18 protein-coding genes are annotated in these 18086 nt (G+C 43.6%); 11 read left to right on the top strand and 7 right to left on the bottom strand.

Translation table 11 applies throughout. From position 1 onward, the window contains the following. Positions 1–44 precede the first annotated feature (44 nt). The 4 genes from ACTRWI_RS19660 to ACTRWI_RS19645 all read left to right on the top strand — a co-directional run bounded on the left by ACTRWI_RS19660 (position 45) and on the right by ACTRWI_RS19645 (position 2508). On the top strand, positions 45–452 hold the full coding sequence (locus ACTRWI_RS19660; protein WP_499133456.1) for a hypothetical protein: 408 nt from the start codon (positions 45–47) through the stop codon (positions 450–452). Between the two features lie 145 nt (positions 453–597). Continuing rightward, positions 598–927: a hypothetical protein gene (locus ACTRWI_RS19655; RefSeq protein ID WP_499133455.1), complete on the top strand. Its 330-nt coding sequence runs from the start codon at positions 598–600 to the stop codon at positions 925–927. Positions 928–1648: 721 nt separating this feature from the next. Beyond that, positions 1649–1867 carry a hypothetical protein gene (locus ACTRWI_RS19650; protein ID WP_499133454.1) on the top strand — a complete coding sequence of 73 codons (219 nt, stop codon included), beginning with the start codon at positions 1649–1651 and terminating at the stop codon, positions 1865–1867. Further along, positions 1852–2508 carry an Imm49 family immunity protein gene (locus tag ACTRWI_RS19645; RefSeq protein ID WP_499133453.1) on the top strand — a complete coding sequence of 219 codons (657 nt, stop codon included), beginning with the start codon at positions 1852–1854 and terminating at the stop codon, positions 2506–2508. Before ACTRWI_RS19650 ends, ACTRWI_RS19645 begins: the two co-directional genes overlap by 16 nt. A gap of 196 nt (positions 2509–2704) precedes the next feature. Here ACTRWI_RS19645 and ACTRWI_RS19640 read toward each other — a convergent pair whose 3' ends face one another. Continuing rightward, positions 2705–3061, bottom strand: a complete 357-nt coding sequence (locus tag ACTRWI_RS19640; protein WP_499133452.1) for a MarR family winged helix-turn-helix transcriptional regulator — start codon at positions 3059–3061, stop codon at positions 2705–2707. Positions 3062–3131: 70 nt separating this feature from the next. Then, complete coding sequence (locus tag ACTRWI_RS19635; protein ID WP_499133451.1) at positions 3132–3548, bottom strand: SRPBCC family protein; 417 nt, start codon at positions 3546–3548, stop codon at positions 3132–3134. A gap of 224 nt (positions 3549–3772) precedes the next feature. Here ACTRWI_RS19635 and trxB point away from each other — a divergent pair, with 224 nt between their 5' ends. The 5 genes from trxB to ACTRWI_RS19610 all read left to right on the top strand — a co-directional run bounded on the left by trxB (position 3773) and on the right by ACTRWI_RS19610 (position 9716). Beyond that, positions 3773–4732 carry a thioredoxin-disulfide reductase gene (gene trxB, locus ACTRWI_RS19630; RefSeq protein WP_499133450.1) on the top strand — a complete coding sequence of 320 codons (960 nt, stop codon included), beginning with the start codon at positions 3773–3775 and terminating at the stop codon, positions 4730–4732. 160 nt (positions 4733–4892) lie between these two features. Beyond that, a complete protein-coding gene (cydD, locus tag ACTRWI_RS19625; RefSeq protein ID WP_499133449.1) occupies positions 4893–6677 on the top strand; it encodes a heme ABC transporter permease/ATP-binding protein CydD in 1785 nt (594 codons plus the stop codon). After that, the gene (gene cydC / locus ACTRWI_RS19620) at positions 6670–8391 is read left to right on the top strand and encodes a heme ABC transporter ATP-binding protein/permease CydC (protein WP_499133448.1); all 1722 of its coding nucleotides are present in this window, start codon (positions 6670–6672) and stop codon (positions 8389–8391) included. The genes cydD and cydC overlap by 8 nt, the downstream gene beginning before the upstream one ends. A gap of 334 nt (positions 8392–8725) precedes the next feature. After that, positions 8726–9289 (top strand): nucleoside 2-deoxyribosyltransferase, encoded by a 564-nt coding sequence (locus tag ACTRWI_RS19615; protein WP_499133447.1) that lies wholly within the window; start codon positions 8726–8728, stop codon positions 9287–9289. A gap of 82 nt (positions 9290–9371) precedes the next feature. After that, a complete protein-coding gene (locus tag ACTRWI_RS19610) occupies positions 9372–9716 on the top strand; it encodes a hypothetical protein (protein WP_499133446.1) in 345 nt (114 codons plus the stop codon). A 259-nt stretch (positions 9717–9975) separates the two neighbouring features. Here ACTRWI_RS19610 and ACTRWI_RS19605 read toward each other — a convergent pair whose 3' ends face one another. Further along, the gene (locus tag ACTRWI_RS19605) at positions 9976–10251 is read right to left on the bottom strand and encodes an EAL domain-containing protein (protein WP_499133458.1); all 276 of its coding nucleotides are present in this window, start codon (positions 10249–10251) and stop codon (positions 9976–9978) included. 197 nt (positions 10252–10448) lie between these two features. On the opposite strand from ACTRWI_RS19605, the gene ACTRWI_RS19600 reads away from it, so the two are divergent. Together ACTRWI_RS19600 and ACTRWI_RS19595 are read left to right on the top strand one after the other, a co-directional pair. After that, positions 10449–11066 (top strand): redoxin family protein, encoded by a 618-nt coding sequence (locus ACTRWI_RS19600; RefSeq protein ID WP_499133445.1) that lies wholly within the window; start codon positions 10449–10451, stop codon positions 11064–11066. A 156-nt stretch (positions 11067–11222) separates the two neighbouring features. Beyond that, the gene (locus ACTRWI_RS19595; RefSeq protein ID WP_499133444.1) at positions 11223–12635 is read left to right on the top strand and encodes a hypothetical protein; all 1413 of its coding nucleotides are present in this window, start codon (positions 11223–11225) and stop codon (positions 12633–12635) included. An 84-nt stretch (positions 12636–12719) separates the two neighbouring features. Here the strand turns inward: ACTRWI_RS19595 and ACTRWI_RS19590 are convergent, their stop codons facing one another. The 4 genes from ACTRWI_RS19590 to ACTRWI_RS19575 all read right to left on the bottom strand — a co-directional run. After that, the gene (locus tag ACTRWI_RS19590) at positions 12720–14603 is read right to left on the bottom strand and encodes a methyl-accepting chemotaxis protein (RefSeq protein WP_499133443.1); all 1884 of its coding nucleotides are present in this window, start codon (positions 14601–14603) and stop codon (positions 12720–12722) included. A gap of 307 nt (positions 14604–14910) precedes the next feature. Then, on the bottom strand, positions 14911–16482 hold the full coding sequence (locus ACTRWI_RS19585; protein ID WP_063522999.1) for a BCCT family transporter: 1572 nt from the start codon (positions 16480–16482) through the stop codon (positions 14911–14913). Between the two features lie 409 nt (positions 16483–16891). Then, on the bottom strand, positions 16892–17530 hold the full coding sequence (locus ACTRWI_RS19580; protein ID WP_499133442.1) for a response regulator: 639 nt from the start codon (positions 17528–17530) through the stop codon (positions 16892–16894). Then, positions 17523–18086 (bottom strand): sensor histidine kinase (locus tag ACTRWI_RS19575; protein ID WP_499133441.1); only part of this gene is annotated, 564 nt, incomplete at its 5' end. The genes ACTRWI_RS19575 and ACTRWI_RS19580, both read right to left, overlap by 8 nt.

Raw genomic sequence — 18086 nt, 5'->3', positions numbered from 1 at the left:
ATTAATCATTGTGCTATATACCTTATGTGGCAAGGAGGTCAAATATGATTAACTTTCTCAGTAAAAACAGCTATGTTCAATCAGTAGCTAGAGATGTGGCTCCTAAGCTGTGTGCTAAGTTTGGGAAAAAGGGCATCTATTCATTTCAAGATATTAGTTGGGTGTTGAGTGAGATGCAGCGCAGTGATGACCAATACTATAAATCTATTTCTTATGGCATGCTGATGCCGTACAGTAAAGAGCTAGCTATTGAGTTATATGAAGATTTAGGTGACTTGTTGGACTTTCAAAAGTCTGTTGGAAAAATCTTATTTAATGTTTCGGTGGTTCCTTCTTTTGAAAGCTACCTGTTATATGCCGATGTGAATTATTTTCCTCAGAATAAAGTTACGAACACGAGTTTAGATAGTTCCGGTGGAATAGATTTTTTTGACATTATTAGTTATGACTAGCTTCATACAAGCTGTTTAAAAGATCTCCTCAACGCGTGGCATTTTTACTATGCGTTGTGTTTAGTTTTTAAGGCGGCGTGCAGCAGCATCGGTATTGCGCTGCTCACACTTTTACAGGGCGTTGTTCACAAGATGGATGGTAAAAATGGATGAAAAAGTACTAATGACTTTTGGTGTTTGGGGATGTGTTTCACTCATCGGCTTTGTGTTGTTCCACGTGAATAAAAGTGCACAGTTTAAGAGGAAATATTATCCAATATTCTCTGTCGTGACGGGTGCTTTATTTTTGTTCATTGTTAACTTGATGGGCTTTGTTAGCCATCAATTTTGGATTGTTATTGTCCCTATTGTTTCTTTAATAACTTTTATGAACATACGTGGCGTTAAGTTTTGCGATAACTGTGGGAAATCAAACTTTGCTCAATCATTCAAAGACCGAAAAATCGAATGCCCAAAATGTGGGCATACTATTTGAGCAATGTGAACATAGCAGACAAGGATTAAGCGTTAATTAGTTAACGTTAAATCTCAAGTTTTGTACAAGCCCAAGTCTCAAAATATGAGTAAATTGTGCGATGTGCTCTAGAAGGGTGGCGGCCTTGATAGTTTTCTCAAGGCGAGCGCGATCTTGGAAAGTAGATGTTTTGGCACATCATCAGCGGCGTCTTGACCATTAGTTTTGCTATTTGCCATACCTATAGTTATTCATGATTTGCTAATGTATGATTTTCCGAAACTGATTTCTGTCCAAAACCTTCACAGGTTGAGTTTTTACCCGTGGCATTTTCTAGCTCGAAAATGCCCCATTCCGAGTTTGCGCAACAAAATCGTGATAAATTTAATCGAATAGGTTTATGGGCGTATCCGAACGACTCAAGTGTTATCGCATAAATAGTTAGCATTGAGTATGTCAAAGACCTTCACAGGCTGAATTTCGACCTGACTAGTTACTCTTTATTGGACTCCATATTTTTGTCTCAAACTTGCGTAGTGAGCAGTGCTTTGAGATAGAAGTAGGTTTTATAGCGGCATAATGTCGTATATGAAAAGAGCCACTATGTATAAGGCATTGATAAATATTAATTAAATCTTAGACAGTTGTCAGATTTTCAACAACCTTAGGCGGAGCTCATCTTTAACAAAGATGGTACCATTAAAACGTCAAATAACGTGAAATTTGAGTTAGGAGCGTAGCCATGACGAAGGCAGTAAAGATACACGTGAGCAATTTGGCAGGAGAGCAGCGACTGTATGACGTAACGTTATCCAGATTTTGGCAAATGAACCAAAAAGCCGTGGATGATGAAGGACACAATTGGTTTGGATTTGAATCGGGATATGAAAAGCAAAAAAACTATTCTTTATTGGCCATCATGCGCCCTCGGTTTCGGAACAAGCGGTGGCTGAACATTTGAGAACGGCGCAGCAGTACCTAATGCAATGGCAACGCGTGCTCTCAGAACCGGAAGGGGGCATTGTGGCGTTTACCTATCAGGGAGTCGACTTTTCTGTGCCTACACGTGGTAAAGCCCAGTCAGTACCTGTTAGCGATTGGCTAAATTGGGTATTTATGACAATAATTACAGGGCGATATGGTGATCTAAATGCCCTAATGGCCTTGTTCATGGGGGGGCAGGTAAATTGTGGTAAAGTTTACGTTTCCCTGCATTGCGAAATTATTTTGCACTTATTGGGTTTGCAACCCAGCCAAGATATTACTGCTGCCATTGAGCGACTGACGCAGTTAATTGATGAAGGCGATCGCGCTGGCAGAGAGCGCTGGATGATTTTCCACAGTATTACCATCACGCTTGGTTTCTATGATGTGATGCAAGCGGTACACCAACAAAATCAAGAGGCATATCGTGATGCTATGCACCGTGCTTTGGAAATGCATAAAGAGTGGTGGACGCATGATAAAGATTTCAGCCAAAGGGAAACGGGATATGTGTCACTGCCGTTACTCACAGCGGCTAAATACGCCAAAGAAAAGTATGGATTGACCCTTGACGTTGAGTCAGGATATTTACCTACTTATGTATTCTCAAACTCGTAAACAGTGAAGTCAAAATGATCGGTGGCGTTGTTGCCGATCATTACACTGATTGTCACAGTCCCCAAGCGTTATTGAGCTATTCTACTGTCGTTAGTAGTGGTATAAAACTAAGCGAATTTTCCATATTCTCACTTATCAATTAATTTGTAATTTAGATAGATCGCTAACAAGCTTTTGTCCAAAAGTGAGTTTTAATTCAAAGAACTTTAAGGCCTGCTAACAGATAAATAAATCGTTCTCTTTCGCCCTTTAAGCTTTCGAAATATAATTGGTCTAACTCTTCCACCTGCGCTATTGCGTTTATTGCTAGAGCTTCCCCAGTTTTCGTGAGTCTCAGTGAAAAGCTTCGTGAGTCTCTAACACCTTTATCTTTAGTGATAAGATCATTCGCAACCAGCGCTTTCATCGACTTTGATAATGTCATCTTATCCAAGCCTGTAATATTGACTACTTCTGTTTGCGTGGTTTCGTTTTTGTTCTTGTTGCACCATAGTATCGAAGCGAGTATAACGAACTGAGTATGGTTGATGTTTAACGGCTTAAGGAGTTTCATTACCTCCGAGTGCCATCTATTGTAAGCAACCCAGAGCTGGAGCCCTGCGCTGTCCGATGGGAGCTCATGCTTAAACATTATTCTCCGCCCTTTTTTTTAATCCTTCAAGAGTAGCCGGTAGTCCATCATAAATTTTCTTTCCCACGACTTTCCCGAACAATAAACGGGTTAACCCCGAAAACTTAACCCTATGAGTTACTTCCGTTATTTCTCCTTTAGCCTGTAACTGGTGCTCAAATGATAGAAGGCAGAATGGCAGTTTGCTCATGACAGTAAAGCTCTTATTTGGTGTAGCATCCGTAATGACTATCTTTGATTTAGGTCCATTGGTCGGCTTTAAAACGCCTTTCACACCAACCTCGAATGCCCCCAATAGACAAGAGTAGACCACTTCTTTATCCCATTGATTCCAGTTTTCTACATCGACATATAGCGAATATATATCTTGAGGTGATGCTTCAATACAAATACGTTCTTCAAAAATCACTTTTACCGTCCTGGCTGATTGTAAATTAGTAAACTAGTTTACAATACTTAATCATAGGTACATTTACAACATCACTTCCAGCCACGAAAACGTTTGTCTCGATTAAGTTCTAAACTATAACGATTAATTACACTTCAGCCCTTGTTTACACTTTTATTACCTCCATATTTTCCATACAATCTTAAGCGGTTATAAATTAAAACAAATTCAATTTCGGAGTCCTCATGAGCGACGTAAAGCACTGTAATTTATTGATTCTTGGTTCTGGCCCTGCTGGCTATACCGCTGCAGTTTACGCTGCTCGTGCAAACCTAAACCCAGTTTTGGTTACTGGTATGCAGCAAGGTGGTCAGCTTACAACCACAACAGAAGTGGAAAACTGGCCGGGTGATGCGGAAGGTTTAACAGGCCCAGCACTGATGGACCGCATGAAGGAGCACGCAGAGCGCTTTGAAACAGAGATCCTGTTAGACCACATTAACGAAGTCGACCTATCAAACCGCCCTTTCCGTCTTAAAGGCGATTCTGGCGAGTACACTTGTGATGCGTTGATCATCTCAACAGGTGCATCAGCTAAGTACCTAGGTTTAGAGTCTGAAGAAGCATTCAAAGGCCGCGGCGTTTCTGCTTGTGCTACGTGTGATGGTTTCTTCTACCGCAACCAGAAAGTAGCGGTTGTTGGTGGTGGTAACACTGCCGTTGAAGAAGCACTTTACCTATCTAACATCGCGTCTGAAGTTCACCTAATTCACCGTCGTGACACGTTCCGTGCTGAAAAGATTCTTGTTAAGCGTTTAATGGATAAAGTAGAGAACGGCAACATTGTTCTTCACACTGACCGCACGCTAGACGAAGTTCTTGGCGACGATATGGGCGTAACAGGCGTTCGCATTAAAGATACTCAGTCTGACAAGACAGAAGAAATCGACGTAATGGGCGCGTTCATCGCTATCGGCCACCAACCGAACACTGAAATCTTCAAAGGCCAAGTAGATATGAAAGATGACTACATCATCGTTCAATCTGGTCTGGAAGGTAACGCGACACAAACAAGCATCCCAGGCGTATTCGCTGCAGGTGATGTTATGGACCACAACTACCGCCAAGCGATCACTTCTGCTGGTACAGGTTGTATGGCTGCTCTGGATGCTGAACGCTTCCTAGATGGCCTTAACGATAAGTAAATCTGAGATTGCAGATTTGATTATCTATGCTCTCGCCTAGTAGATGCAGGGCGTCATCACATTTTGTTGTAAATCCCTAAAGCCCAGTGGTATATCCACTGGGCTTTCTTTTGTATACTAGCCGCCCTCAACGAATAATAATTATCATTAAGCCTTCATAATGGATAAGAAAAAACAACGCAGCTTGAATAAGTGGCTTAAGCAACAAAGTAAGTTAGCAAAACGCTGGCTTATGATTGCGATTAGCCTTGGCGTACTTTCAAGTATGTTTTTAATTGCTCAAGCAGCGCTTCTCGCCTCTATTCTTCACCAGCTGATCATCGATAATGTCGATAAATCTGAACTGGTTGGTCATTTTGCTGGCTTGGCACTCTCGGTCGTTGGCCGTGCGGGCTGTACATGGGGTCGTGAAATCGCAGGTTATCGCTGTGGTGAACAGATCCGTGTCTACATTAGGCAGCTCATTCTAGACAAGCTACGCGAACTTGGTCCTGCTTACATCAAAGGTAAGCCAGCCGGTACGTGGGCAACGCTGTTACTAGAACAAGTTGAAGACATGCAAGACTTCTTCTCGCGTTACTTGCCACAGATGTCTTTGTCGGTACTGATTCCATTCATTATTTTGGTTGTGGTATTCCCAGTAAACTGGGCAGCCGGCTTCATCTTCTTGCTGACTGCACCACTGGTACCGATGTTCATGGCGTTGGTGGGTATGAAAGCCGCAGACGCAAACCGTAAGAACTTCAAAGCGCTTCAGCGTCTTTCAGGTCACTTTTACGACCGTTTGCAATCAATGACAACCATTCGTCTTTTCGACCGAACTAGCTCTGAAACAGAAGTATTGAAAGGTGCATCTGAGGTGTTCAGAACACGCACCATGGATGTATTGAAGATCGCTTTCTTATCGTCTGCTGTACTTGAATTCTTCACCTCTATCTCGATTGCGATGACGGCGGTTTACTTTGGTTTCACTTACATCGGCGAGCTTAACTTCGGTCACTACGGTGTTGGCATTACGCTGTTCGCTGGTCTGTTTATTCTTATCTTAGCGCCAGAGTTTTACCAACCTCTGCGTGACTTAGGTACTTTCTACCACGCGAAGCAACAAGCGGTGGGCGCAGCCGAGAGTATTGTTGAGTTCCTAGAAACCGACATCACTAAGGTTAAATCAGGTGACACTCAGCTAGACCCAGCTCAAGGCATCAATATTGAAGCTCAAGATCTGAAAGTATTGAGCCCTGAAGGTGTTCAACTGGTTGGCCCTATTTCATTCGCACTGAATACTCGCCATTCAACGGCATTAGTTGGCCCAAGTGGTGCGGGTAAAACAAGTTTGATTAATGCCATTCTTGGTTTCATGCCTTATGAAGGAAGCTTGAAAATCAATGGTATTGAACTGCGTGATTTAGACTTGGCGTCTTGGCGCAAGACGATCAGCTGGGTTGGCCAAAACCCACTATTGCTTCATGGTAGCATTCGTGACAACGTCACCCTAGGTAAGCAAGATATCACTGAACAAACGGTTCAAAACGCACTAGACCAATCTTTCGCTAGTGAGTTTGTTAATGAGCATGGCTTGAACTACATGATTTCTGATCGTTCAGGAGGCCTGTCTGTTGGTCAATCTCAGCGTTTGGCGTTGGCTCGTGCAATGATCCAAGACGGCCAATTCTGGTTGCTTGATGAACCTACTGCTAGCCTAGATACTCGTAGTGAGCAGCTAGTGATGAAAGGCATCAACAGCAACATTGAAAGTCGCACAGCCCTACTTGTGACGCACCAACTCGCTCCTCTTCAATCGGTCGATAACATTCTGGTTATGCGCGATGGTGGTCTTGTTGAACAAGGTCATTACTCTCAGCTTTCGACTGCAGGTGGTTTATTCGAAGAGATGCTAAACGCGAACTTAGCTCAACAAGACAATAAGGGTAATTTAGATGCGTGATTTACTGCCTTACCTGAAACTCTATAAAAAGCATTGGTTTGGCCTATCGCTAGGCATGCTACTGGCATTTGCTACTCTGTCGGCTTCTATTGGCTTGTTAACGCTATCGGGTTGGTTCATATCCGCTTCTGCTGTTGCTGGCCTAACGATTGCACGTGAAACCTTCAACTACATGCTACCGGGCGGTGGTGTTCGTGGTTTAGCAATGAGTCGTACTGCGGGTCGTTGGGGTGAACGTGTTGTAAGCCACAATGCGACATTCAAACTACTGACTGATCTGCGTATATTCTTCTTTAAGAAGCTGGCTCCGCTGATCCCAGGTCGTATCTCAAACTTACGTGACGCTGACCTACTGAACCGCTTGGTTGCTGATGTCGACGCCATGGACCACGTTTACTTGCGCTTAGTAAGCCCTGTGACGGTTGGTGTGTTTGGTATCTTCTTCCTGACTCTGTTCTTGATGTGGTTTGATGCCCCGCTAGGCCTTATCTTAGGTTCTATCCTGCTTATCATGCTGTTGATTTGGCCTGTCTTGTTCTACAAGCTAGGTAAACGTAACGGTGGTGAGCTTACACAAAACAAAGCGGATCTTCGTGTTACCACTCTGGATTGGATTGAAGGCTACAGCGAACTGACTCTGTTTGGTGCAGAAGAGCGTTACCGCAATGCGATTCTAGAAACCCAACACAAGCTGATGGCGAACCAGTTTGTGAACGCTAACCTTACCGGTATGGCTTCAGCAGCGCTCATGCTGTTCAACGGTTTGACACTGGTTCTTATGCTTTGGCTAGCGGCTGACGGCGTGGGCGGTAATGCTCCAGATCCGTTCATCGCGTTAATGGCATTCGCAACCATGGCAAGTTTTGAACTGTTAATGCCAATCGCAGGCGCATTCCAGCATTTAGGTCAGACTCTGTCTTCTGCACGTCGCTTGAATGAAGTGATTCTGTCAGAGCCTGAAGTTCAGTTCGCGGACGAGAAACTCGACATCTACAAGCCGCTTGATATTACGTTCTCAAACGTGACGTTCAACTACCCTGACTCTGAGCGCAGCGTTCTGAATGCTGTCGACCTAACGATCCCGGCAACGAACAAAGTGGCGATTGTGGGTCAAACAGGTTCTGGTAAATCGACACTGATTCAGCTTCTTACTCGCTGCTGGGATCCTAAGGAAGGCTATATCTCAATCGCGGGTATTGAACTAACACAATGGAACGAGTCACAACTGCGTGAATCGATCAGTGTGGTAAGCCAGCGTGTCGACATCTTGAATGGCAGCCTACGCAACAACCTGTTGATTGCGAAGCCAGATGCTAACGATGAGCACCTAACTAACATTCTCAAAGACGTTGGCCTAGAAAAGCTGCTACAGAACGATGGTCTTGATAGCTGGTTAGGTGACGGTGGTCGTCAACTATCTGGTGGTGAGAAGCGCCGTGTTGGTATTGCACGTGCCATCCTTCATGATGCCCCTATCCTGCTTCTTGATGAGCCTACAGAAGGCCTAGATAAGCAAACTGAGCAGAGCATCATGACACTGTTTGAGAAGCATTTTGAAGGTAAGACGGTTATCTTCATTACGCACCGTTTGATTGGTCTGGAAGCGATGGATTCTATCGTTCTGATTGAACAAGGTGAGATTGTCGAGCATGGCTCTCACGAGACACTGTTGAACAAACAAGGACGCTATTTCCAACTTCGTCAGGCAATCTAGTCGCTTCATTGATGACAAAGAAACATCCAAAGCCCGAGTTCATACTCGGGCTTTTTTATTGTCTATCGATTTTTCTGCATTTCAAGAGGTCACCTTCCCGTTCGAATCACCGTCACGTTCCCGCCTTAAACGAACAAGAAATAACCTCAAAGTGATATTCAAATCATGAGCTTAAGCCAAACAGCGCTTGTGAATCACTTTTTAAACCATAAAGCTAAAAAAACACCAAAACCATATATTAGCAAACCGTGTACTTTCGGTTATCACTTAAACAATCCAATAGATAAAGATATCAGCACTAATCCAAGCATTGTTGCCAATCAGGAGTTAAGCGGTGAAACGTATTTATCTAGCAGGACCAGAAGTATTTCTAAGTGACGCTGTCTCTATATGTGATCAAAAGAGGAAAATTTGTGAAGCTTATGGCTTCGAGGGTATTTTTCCACTCGACAATATTCTAGAGTTGAATGAACCTAGCCCTCAGCAAAATGGCTTAAAGATTGGCCGCGCTAATGAAGAGCTTATTGAGAGCTGTGATATCGTCATCGCCAACATGACACCTTTCAGAGGCGCGAGCTGCAATGTGGGTACAGCCTATGAAATGGGCTTTGGTAAAGCGCTAGGTAAAACGGTACTTGCCTACAGCAACAATTCAGATCTTTTCCTAAAAAGAAACCTAGACCAACTGCCAAATGCTAAGCAAATCTATGTGGATGGCATTGGCATGACGTTAGAAAACTTTGGTTTAATTGATAACCTAATGCTAGATAACGCGGTATCAGGCCCGATAGAATTGGAGAATGTTGGCGTGTTTTATGATCCAACAGACGTATATCGAAACCTACGTGCTTTCATACGTTGTCTAGAACAGCTAAAGAGCGACGCTAAGGCTGCGTAAATCGCTATCTAAACTGAATGACATTGATTCTCCCACCCTCCTCACAATGCTGGGAGATTTTTTGTAAATAGAGAGGAAAACTATGAACGAAATTTGCATGATGTCTCTCACAAGAGACGGTGTAGCGGAACGTAAAGACTATAATACGATCAAAGCATCATTTGATGATTTATGGTCTTCGATTAACTTAAACGAAAACGCCAACGTTAGTATTTGTACCAGTGAAGGGACTTGTCTTTTTGTGGATAGAGAGCTGCAGCTTTACAACATTAAGCTTGGTGTTGACCAGAAGGAAGGGTATGTATCGTGCAGAGTGAATCAAGTTGAGCTTAAAGTGGTTGAGAGATTTCTCCATGCTTATTGCACCTACAGCAAAAGCGAATTGATTCAGTTAATCCAAGAAAATAATTCAGAAAACGAACTTTAATCATCTACTAGAATACTGATAGCCCTCCCCCACGTCTAAACTGTTCAATCCAAAGTAATTCAAATTCAACTCACTCATATCGATGTGCTAACCTCCCACACGAGAGGTTAGTTAACCGAAGAGTAGTAGTTCAGATAAGGAAAATCGACAAGTTGATTATTTGGAGCGCGGGTTGAGTCACTTGGTGAGATAAGTGTTTAACCTGAATTTTTCATCTGGCGTGACAACATCTTGGTCTAGCATGTTTACAGGATAAGATTTAGGGAAATCTAATGTGGTAACCCTGATAATAATCAGCCCCATACTGTGCCGCAGAATGTAAGTTATCCACGTTCTCAATCCCCTCAAAAATCATCTTAATACCTTGTATCGTCGTAATGGTGTTCAGTTCTTCCAAAAGGTTGTCGTCTTGTGAGCCACTCATAGCAAACTCAATCAACATATCACGGCTCACTTTGAGGTAGTCAGGCTTCACGACTGCCATACGGCTATAACCCGCCCAGCCAGAGCCAAAGTCATCCAGTGCGAACGAAATACCTATGCTTCAGAGGTACTCAACTTATGTAAACTCCGATTTTAGATAGAGCTTTATTATCTTAGTCATTGATATTTAATAATAAAATAGAATGGTGTGATTTTCATTATCTGTTAGTTTGAACAAATCGCAGCTTATTTCGCTAGAGTTCGCTGCGCTTGAAACTGACCTTAACTATATAATTCAAGAGACTCAACATGAAAAAAACGCTAATCACGCTAGCGGCACTGATTTTAACTACAACAGCTGGTGCTGCGGACTACTTAACAACCAGTGAAACGGCTCCAACAGGGAAAGACAATACGCTGACTTTATACTACGAGACAACGTTCAACCTCGTTGGTAATAGCTTGGCTGTTGGTGATTACCTGCCTTCAGTGACATTGATGACAAACAAAAATCAGCCGTACGATACAACAGAAAAAACAGACAAAGTGCGTATCTTTAGTGTGCTGGCTTCGATTGACACACCAGTATGTAACCAACAAGCTCAGGATCTTTCTAACTTTGTAAAAGCAAACCCTGAACTAACAGATAATATTGAATTCATCGGCTTAAGTGCAGACACGACTTTCGCACTTGATCGATTCAAGAATGAGGAAGGTATTACAGACAACCTAACTTTGCTTTCAGATGCCAAAGACCACGTTTTTGGTTTTGAATCAGGCACACAAATCAACGAGCTTGGTTTACTTGCTCGTAGCACATTCGTTGTCGATAAAGACAACAAAATCGTTCATATTCAGCGAGTACCAGAGCTAACTATGATTCCAGATCTGAACAATGCTGTTGAAGTAGCGAAAAAATACTTCTAATCCAGAATTCAAGTAGTGGGCCATTTGCCGCCAAGGCAAATCATTAATGCGTCATTTGTAAGTAATATCAATGCATATCTTACAAAGGCTTACTAAAAGAAAATACCATCTCTTGTAACATGCGAGCTTTATTGCTCGCAGATAATTTGGTTCTCTATGATAAATAAACTCATTATTCCTACTCTTGTCGTTACCATAATGCTTACTGCGTGTGGCGGCGGAAGCGGTGACGGTAACAATAACAGTGCTTCAAAAAACGTCATTGACGCATCTAGCGCCAGCTCAGTCGTTAGCTTGGGCAACAATTTCTCGCTGCAATTCAGCGTAGAATCAATTAAAAATGGCGCAGACAAAAACGTGAACGTTGATATTACTCAGTACAGTAATAATCTAAAATCAAGCGGCAGTTTTGCTCAAGTTCATGGTATCCCTGAGCGCAACTATAAGACTCAAAATGATGCAGACATTACGTTTATAGTAACGGCAACAAACTCGTCTGGTAAAACGTATGACGTTGAAAACTTCAATATTTACTACGAGAACTTCAACTCAACTACAACACCAGAAAAACTTGCTGTTGCGAAAGTCGAAAACAACATCAACAACATCGTTCTTTGGAAAAAAGCCGACACCGTAACCATCAACAAGCAATTCATCATCGATAGCACTGGCGACAAGTTTAATATCGACCAAATGAGACCGATGAACCTATACGTACGCGTGGGTAACACCCTAAGTAACGCTATCCAATTTGTTCCAAGCTTTGCTCAAAGTGCTTCAGAGACGTTCGCTCGTGTACCAACAGGTGATTGTTCTGTTATTTCAGACACAACAGGCGAATTGCTTACCAATGGCATCAAGCATCGCAGTTGTGTAGAAGCTCATGGTTACAAGATCCCGTTACTGATCGAAGACAAAACACAGAATAACGGCACAGCCAAAGTTGCGCACGTTAAGATGATCATGCAGTACTACCTTGATAACTTTCCTTCTGAAGTGACCAAGGCTATCTACGACAGCAAAGCTGCGATGGCCTTCTTTTACGATGATGATTGGGCTAACAGAGGTGCGGGCGATTACTTAGATGAAAACTACCGCTTCCAAGATCTATTCGCGACTGAAACAACAGATACTACAGCAGACGAAAACAAGCCGGACTTAGCAAATCAACGAGACGCTGCGTTTGAAGAGATCATTCACTTTGTACACGACTACGGTGTGATGAATTTGGCGGTACAATCACCTTCATCAAAGTGGGGGGGTATGCAAAAAGAACTCGATGAGCTGAATGAAAAAGCGATTCTTGCGGGCTCTTACTTTCCAAATGGAAAAGACTCTACAATCGTTGAAGCTGACTTAGACGCTGAGTCATACGATCAAGAATACCTAGCCTACTCTCTGTATGCTTACTACGACGTAAACTACAAAGGCTACAGCGCTCAAGAGCTAAGTTCTGCGACATTCATAGAGCTTCAAAAGAACGACCCTGCGATGGTGAAGTTTATGGAGAAATACTTCCCTACTCGCGCCAATCTAAAGGGGAAGTTCCCTGGTTACCCGAACAACTAGTTCTTAGTGCCTAAGCCTCCAACTAAGAGGCACAAAAAGCCGAATGTGATCATCACATTCGGCTTTAAATATACGCTTTAGTGTTTACAGCTTGAAGCGACTGATTTCGCTCTCTAGCTCGTGAGACAGTTCAGACAGCTGAGCTGCTTGCTCTGCCGCTTGGTGTGCTTCGTCTGCTAGCTCGTTAGATACGTCACGGATTCCCTCAGTGTTACGAGTGATCTCAGACGTTACAGAAGCTTGCTCTTCTGCCGCAGAAGCAATCTGTGTCGCCATGTCGCTAATACGTTCAACAGCAGCATGAATTTGCGTTAAGCTTGCAGCCGCTGAGTTGGCATCATCAACACTGGTTTCAGCCAAAGTACGGCTGTCATTCATGATGCTAACCGCTTTGCCTGTTGTACCTTGTAGCAGTTCGATAGTCTGTTGAATCTCTTGTGTTGAACCGTGTGTACGTTGACTCAGAACACGAACTTCATCAGCAACAACCGCGAAGCCACGACCTTGCTCACCTGCTCGTGCCGCTTCAATCGCTGCGTTAAGTGCCAGTAGGTTTGTCTGTTCAGCGATGCCTTGAATGTTAGACAAGATAGCGTTGATGCTATTTCCGTGCTCTTCAAGCTCTAGGATTACATTAGTTGCAATCTGAACTTCTTGAGCGAGGTTTTGGATAGAGCTTTGAGTTTGTGATACTTGACCAGTACCGTGCTCACATGCACCAACCGCTTCAGATGAGTTTTGTGCCGTGTGGTCTGCGTTACCCGCGATCTCTTGTGTTGCCGCTGCCATTTCGTTAACAGCCGTTGCAACCATATTGATTTCGTCTTGTTGCATCTGGATGCGGGCGCTACGCTCTTCCGCTTGTGATGCTGTTTGACGCGCTTGGTTAGCCAATGCAGCAGACACCTCACTTAGCTTGCTCACCATGGTGTGCATATTGCCCACAAAACGGTTGAAGTTTTGTGCAAGCTGACCAATCTCGTCGTCGCTCTTTGGCTCAAGACGTTGAGTAAGGTCACCTTCGCCTGAAGCGATCTCTTCTAATGCCACAGATACACGGTTTAGGTCGCGGAATAGAAAGCTAACCAACCAAGAAACCAGTACGATCACGATAAGCGTAATCACTACAGCAGTCATAATAAGCTGAGTAAGTAATGTTGAGTGGTTTGCTTCTTCAGTCGCTCGGTCCATCTGAACCGCGAAGATCCAGTTAGTGTTTGGTACTTTCGTGAAATAAAGTAGCTTCTCAGCGCCACGTTCTTTAATGATCTCGATGCTACCAGTACGCACTGCGTTCTCGATGATAGGCATAGAAATGTCATTAGAAAGCTGGCTTACCGGCTTCAGACTTAGTGCTGAATCTGGGTGCGCTAGGAATGTGCCGTCAGACGCATCAATTAGCATCGCGTGCGCATTGTCACCCACATCTAGGCTGATAACGTCATTAACCAATTGGTCGATAAGTACGTCCGCACCTACAACACCAACTAGCTGACCATTGTGACGAACGGGTTCTGCGATGGTTACCAGTAGTGCTTTAGTGATTGCATCTTGGTAAGCCGTAGTAATGATCTGCTTACCTGCTGCGTTTGCTTCTTGGTACCAAGGGCGTTGACGAGGATCGTAACCAACACGGTTACGTTCTGGGTGTGAACGGTACATGCCACCTTCTGGTGTACCTAAAAAGATATCGTCAAAACCACCCGCAACGCGAGCTTGCTTTAGAAAAGGAACAACATCGCTTTCTCGTGAAAAGTCATTAAATGCTGATGCGATATCCGTGCGAATACCAATCCAGTTTTTAATACCTTCAGATGCAGCTTCCGATACGCTTTCAGCTCGTAGGTATACGCCATTACGAGTCTGTTCAAATAGTTGGTTTGCTGATAGCCAGGTCAACGCTGTTGCCATAACTATAACCGCAGATAGGCTAGCACCTATTAACTTCTGTTTTAGTGTTAGTTTCATGTCAAAGTTTCACGAGTGGTAGGAAATCTCGCGCATATTACCCAATGTCAGTATTAATTTCGAGCGATTTCACAATTAATATCGTAATATCTTTTTGTAAACCATAGTCTTAGCTTGTGCCAATTAGTTGGCATATCGCCAAATTCAAGGCACCATTAACGATATGGTTATTACAATCTCGGTCGGCTTTAGCACGGTAAAACAGGTATTAAAGATAGATGTAAAAAAGGCAGGTAAATCTCTCACCTGCCTTCATTCAATGTTGACTTCAAACGCCTATTAGTGCATTTGATTGTTGCAATAAGCTTTAGCGTTTTTCTGTACGCATACCCATGAGCAAGCTAACACACATCAGTAACAGAATGATGGTGAATGGCAGTGCCGTCGAGATAGCACCAGCTTGCAGAGCTTGTACGGCTTCAGTACCACCAACCCACAACAGCGCCACTGCAATCGCGCCTTCTAGGAACGCCCAGAAAACACGCTGAGGAACCGGTGTATCCACTTTACCACCAGCGGTAATGCTGTCGATAACCAGAGAGCCTGAGTCAGACGATGTAATGAAGAATACTAGAACCAATACCACTGCAATGATTGATAGCAACGTACCAAACGGTAGCGCATCGAACATTTGGAACATCGCTAGCGATACGTCGGTTAAACCTTCACTACCAAGTGTGCCGATGTTATTCACGATTTGATCAATCGCCATACCGCCAAATACTGACATCCAAATGATAGTTACAGTAGTCGGAACAATCAGAACCGCTGTGATGAACTCACGAACCGTACGACCTTTAGATACACGTGCGATGAACATACCTACGAATGGTGACCATGAAATCCACCATGCCCAGTAGAATACCGTCCAACCGTGCAACCATGCTTGGTCTTCACGACCGTGAGGGTTACTCAGTGGAATGATGTTCTCGATGTACGCCATTAAGGTTGTTGGGATAGAGCCTAGTGTCACTGCGTAACCGATTAGTGCCACCAAGATAAGCAGTAAAAAGGCTACCAGCATGTTGATATTACTGATAACTTTTACACCGCCATCGATACCACGAAGTACCGATACGACTGCGAGTAAAGTCACCACAGTAATCACGATAACTTGTAAGCCCAAACCAGCTTCAAGGCCAAATACGTGTTGAATACCACTTGCTGCTTGCTGTGCACCTAGGCCTAGCGACGTCGCCAGACCAAATAGAGTCGCAAGTACCGCCAGAATATCAACAACGTGACCAGCCCAGCCCCATGCTCTATCACCTAGAATTGGGTAGAAAATAGAACGAATCGAAAGCGGTAGTCCCTTGTTGTAAGAGAAGAATGCTAACGAAAGAGCAACCACACCATAAATCGCCCAAGGGTGAAGACCCCAGTGATACATGGTTGCGCCTAGTGCTAATTTAGCTGCTTCTGGTGTGTTCGGTTCAACGCCAAGTGGTGTCTCAAACCAACCTGTGTAGTAAGCCGCTGGCTCTGCCACACTCCAGAACATCAAACCGATACCCATACCCGCTGCAAATAGCATGGATAGCCAAGACATGAATGAGTAGTCTGCCGTGGCATCAACACCACCAAGGCGGATTTTACCAAAAGGAGAAACGATCAAGCCTAAGCAGAAGATGACAAAAATATTGCCTGACCAGATGAACAGCCAATCGAATGAATTGATGATTTGCCCTTTAACGCCATCCAGTGCTGCTTTCGCCGATGCGGTATCCGTAACCAGAACACCAATCAAAAATAGAGCAATCAAACCTGCACTAATGCCAAATACTGGGTTGTGTACGTCGAAACCCCATTTTTGGACGTTATCCTGACCAACAGTGTAATCGGTACTGTCGATACTGTATTTATCTATACCTTTAGTCATTATCCCTCTCTACGGAATACTACTAATATTCCTTACTCACCTGTGACCCAAACACAAACTCGCCCCTACAATCCAAGTAGTACAAGCTGTTGTCACATAAATTCAGATACTTGGATGTCTGAAGTTTAGCAGGTTAACTTGTTGTTTTCAGTAAACCTCAATCGGTTCGTTTGGTTTTCATCCAACATTCACGTAAACACTCAAATTACTGATGAAAAAAAAGCCGAACATGTCGGCCTTTTGTTTAATATTACTTTTAACTCAAAGCATTTTGATGTTTAACCAATTGATTTTCTGTTCGCAAACCTAGCAATAAGCTTAGGCACATAAGCAATAATAATCACCTAGCCTATGCACCATTTAGACTCATAGGCTTGCTTTGAGCTGACTATTTACTTCAAAGGAAAGATCAATCCACAAGCCCACAATTGACAGCGTACTTGGCAAGCTCTGCAGTAGAGTGAATGTCGAGTTTATGCTTAATGTTTTGTCGATGGGTTTCGACAGTTCGGTAGCTAATATTCAGCGCCTTAGCGACTTCTTTACTGCTCTCCCCTTTCGCCACTAATTTCAGCACGGCTTCTTCACGTCGACTCAGTGGATTCTTCACAGATGATGTCGGACTAATTGGTTGAGTGAACAAATTTTGAGTCACTTTTTCACAGAAATACGTCGATCCTTGATTGACCGTTTTGATGGCTTGGACCATTTTTTCAGCAGAAACCTCCTTCAACATATAGCCGATCGCACCCGACTGCATCACCTTCATAATATATTCACGGTTGTTATGCATGGTTAGCATCAACACCTTAGCTTGCGGGTTCTCTTCTTTGATTAGATGAATGGCATCAATACCATTCATGATAGGCATGCTAATGTCCATCAACACCAAATCCGGGCGTAAGGTCTTAACCATCTCAACCGCTTCTAAGCCATTGCTCGCGGTACCAATCACGCTAATATCCGGCTCGAGTTCCAATCTCGCCATAAAGCCATCAAGTACCACTTGGTGATCGTCAGCAATCACTACTCGAATAACGTCACTCATCCATCAATCCCTCTAGTGTCAGTAACACTGTAATTTCCGTTCCGAAGCCAACCTCGCTCATCAGTTCGAAGTCACCCCCGATAAACTCCACTCGCTCACGCATGTTTCTTAGTCCAATCCCTCGTTTTTCCATCGCTTTGTACGTATTAAAACCAACACCGTTATCTTGAATAAGCAATTGAAGCACATTGCCAATTTGCTGTGCGATGACCGTTACTTTGGTCGCTTGTGCATGTTTCTCTATGTTGGTTAACGACTCCTGAACCACTCGATATAAAGTGGTCGCCGCCTCCGACTTTAACTTTCCCGGTTTAGTCGCGAACAAGGTTTCCACCTCAATGCCCGAGTGTGCTTGAAAGTCTAAAAGCATAGACGACAAAGCGGCTTCCAGACCAATATCATCCAATGAACTTGGACGAAGTTGATGCGAGATATGCCTCACTTCCTCAATGGCTCTCATCAGCGAGTGCTGTGACTTATTGAGGTGTGCTTTAAGCTCTTCACTCTTTAACTTATTCCCAAGTAGCTCCAAATGGCAACGACTCGACACTAATAA

This window comes from Pseudoalteromonas sp. G5_S1_14_S5, assembly GCF_054968605.1.
The sequence above is the reverse complement of the archived record's forward strand: the minus strand, read 5'-3'. Positions and strand labels throughout refer to the sequence as shown.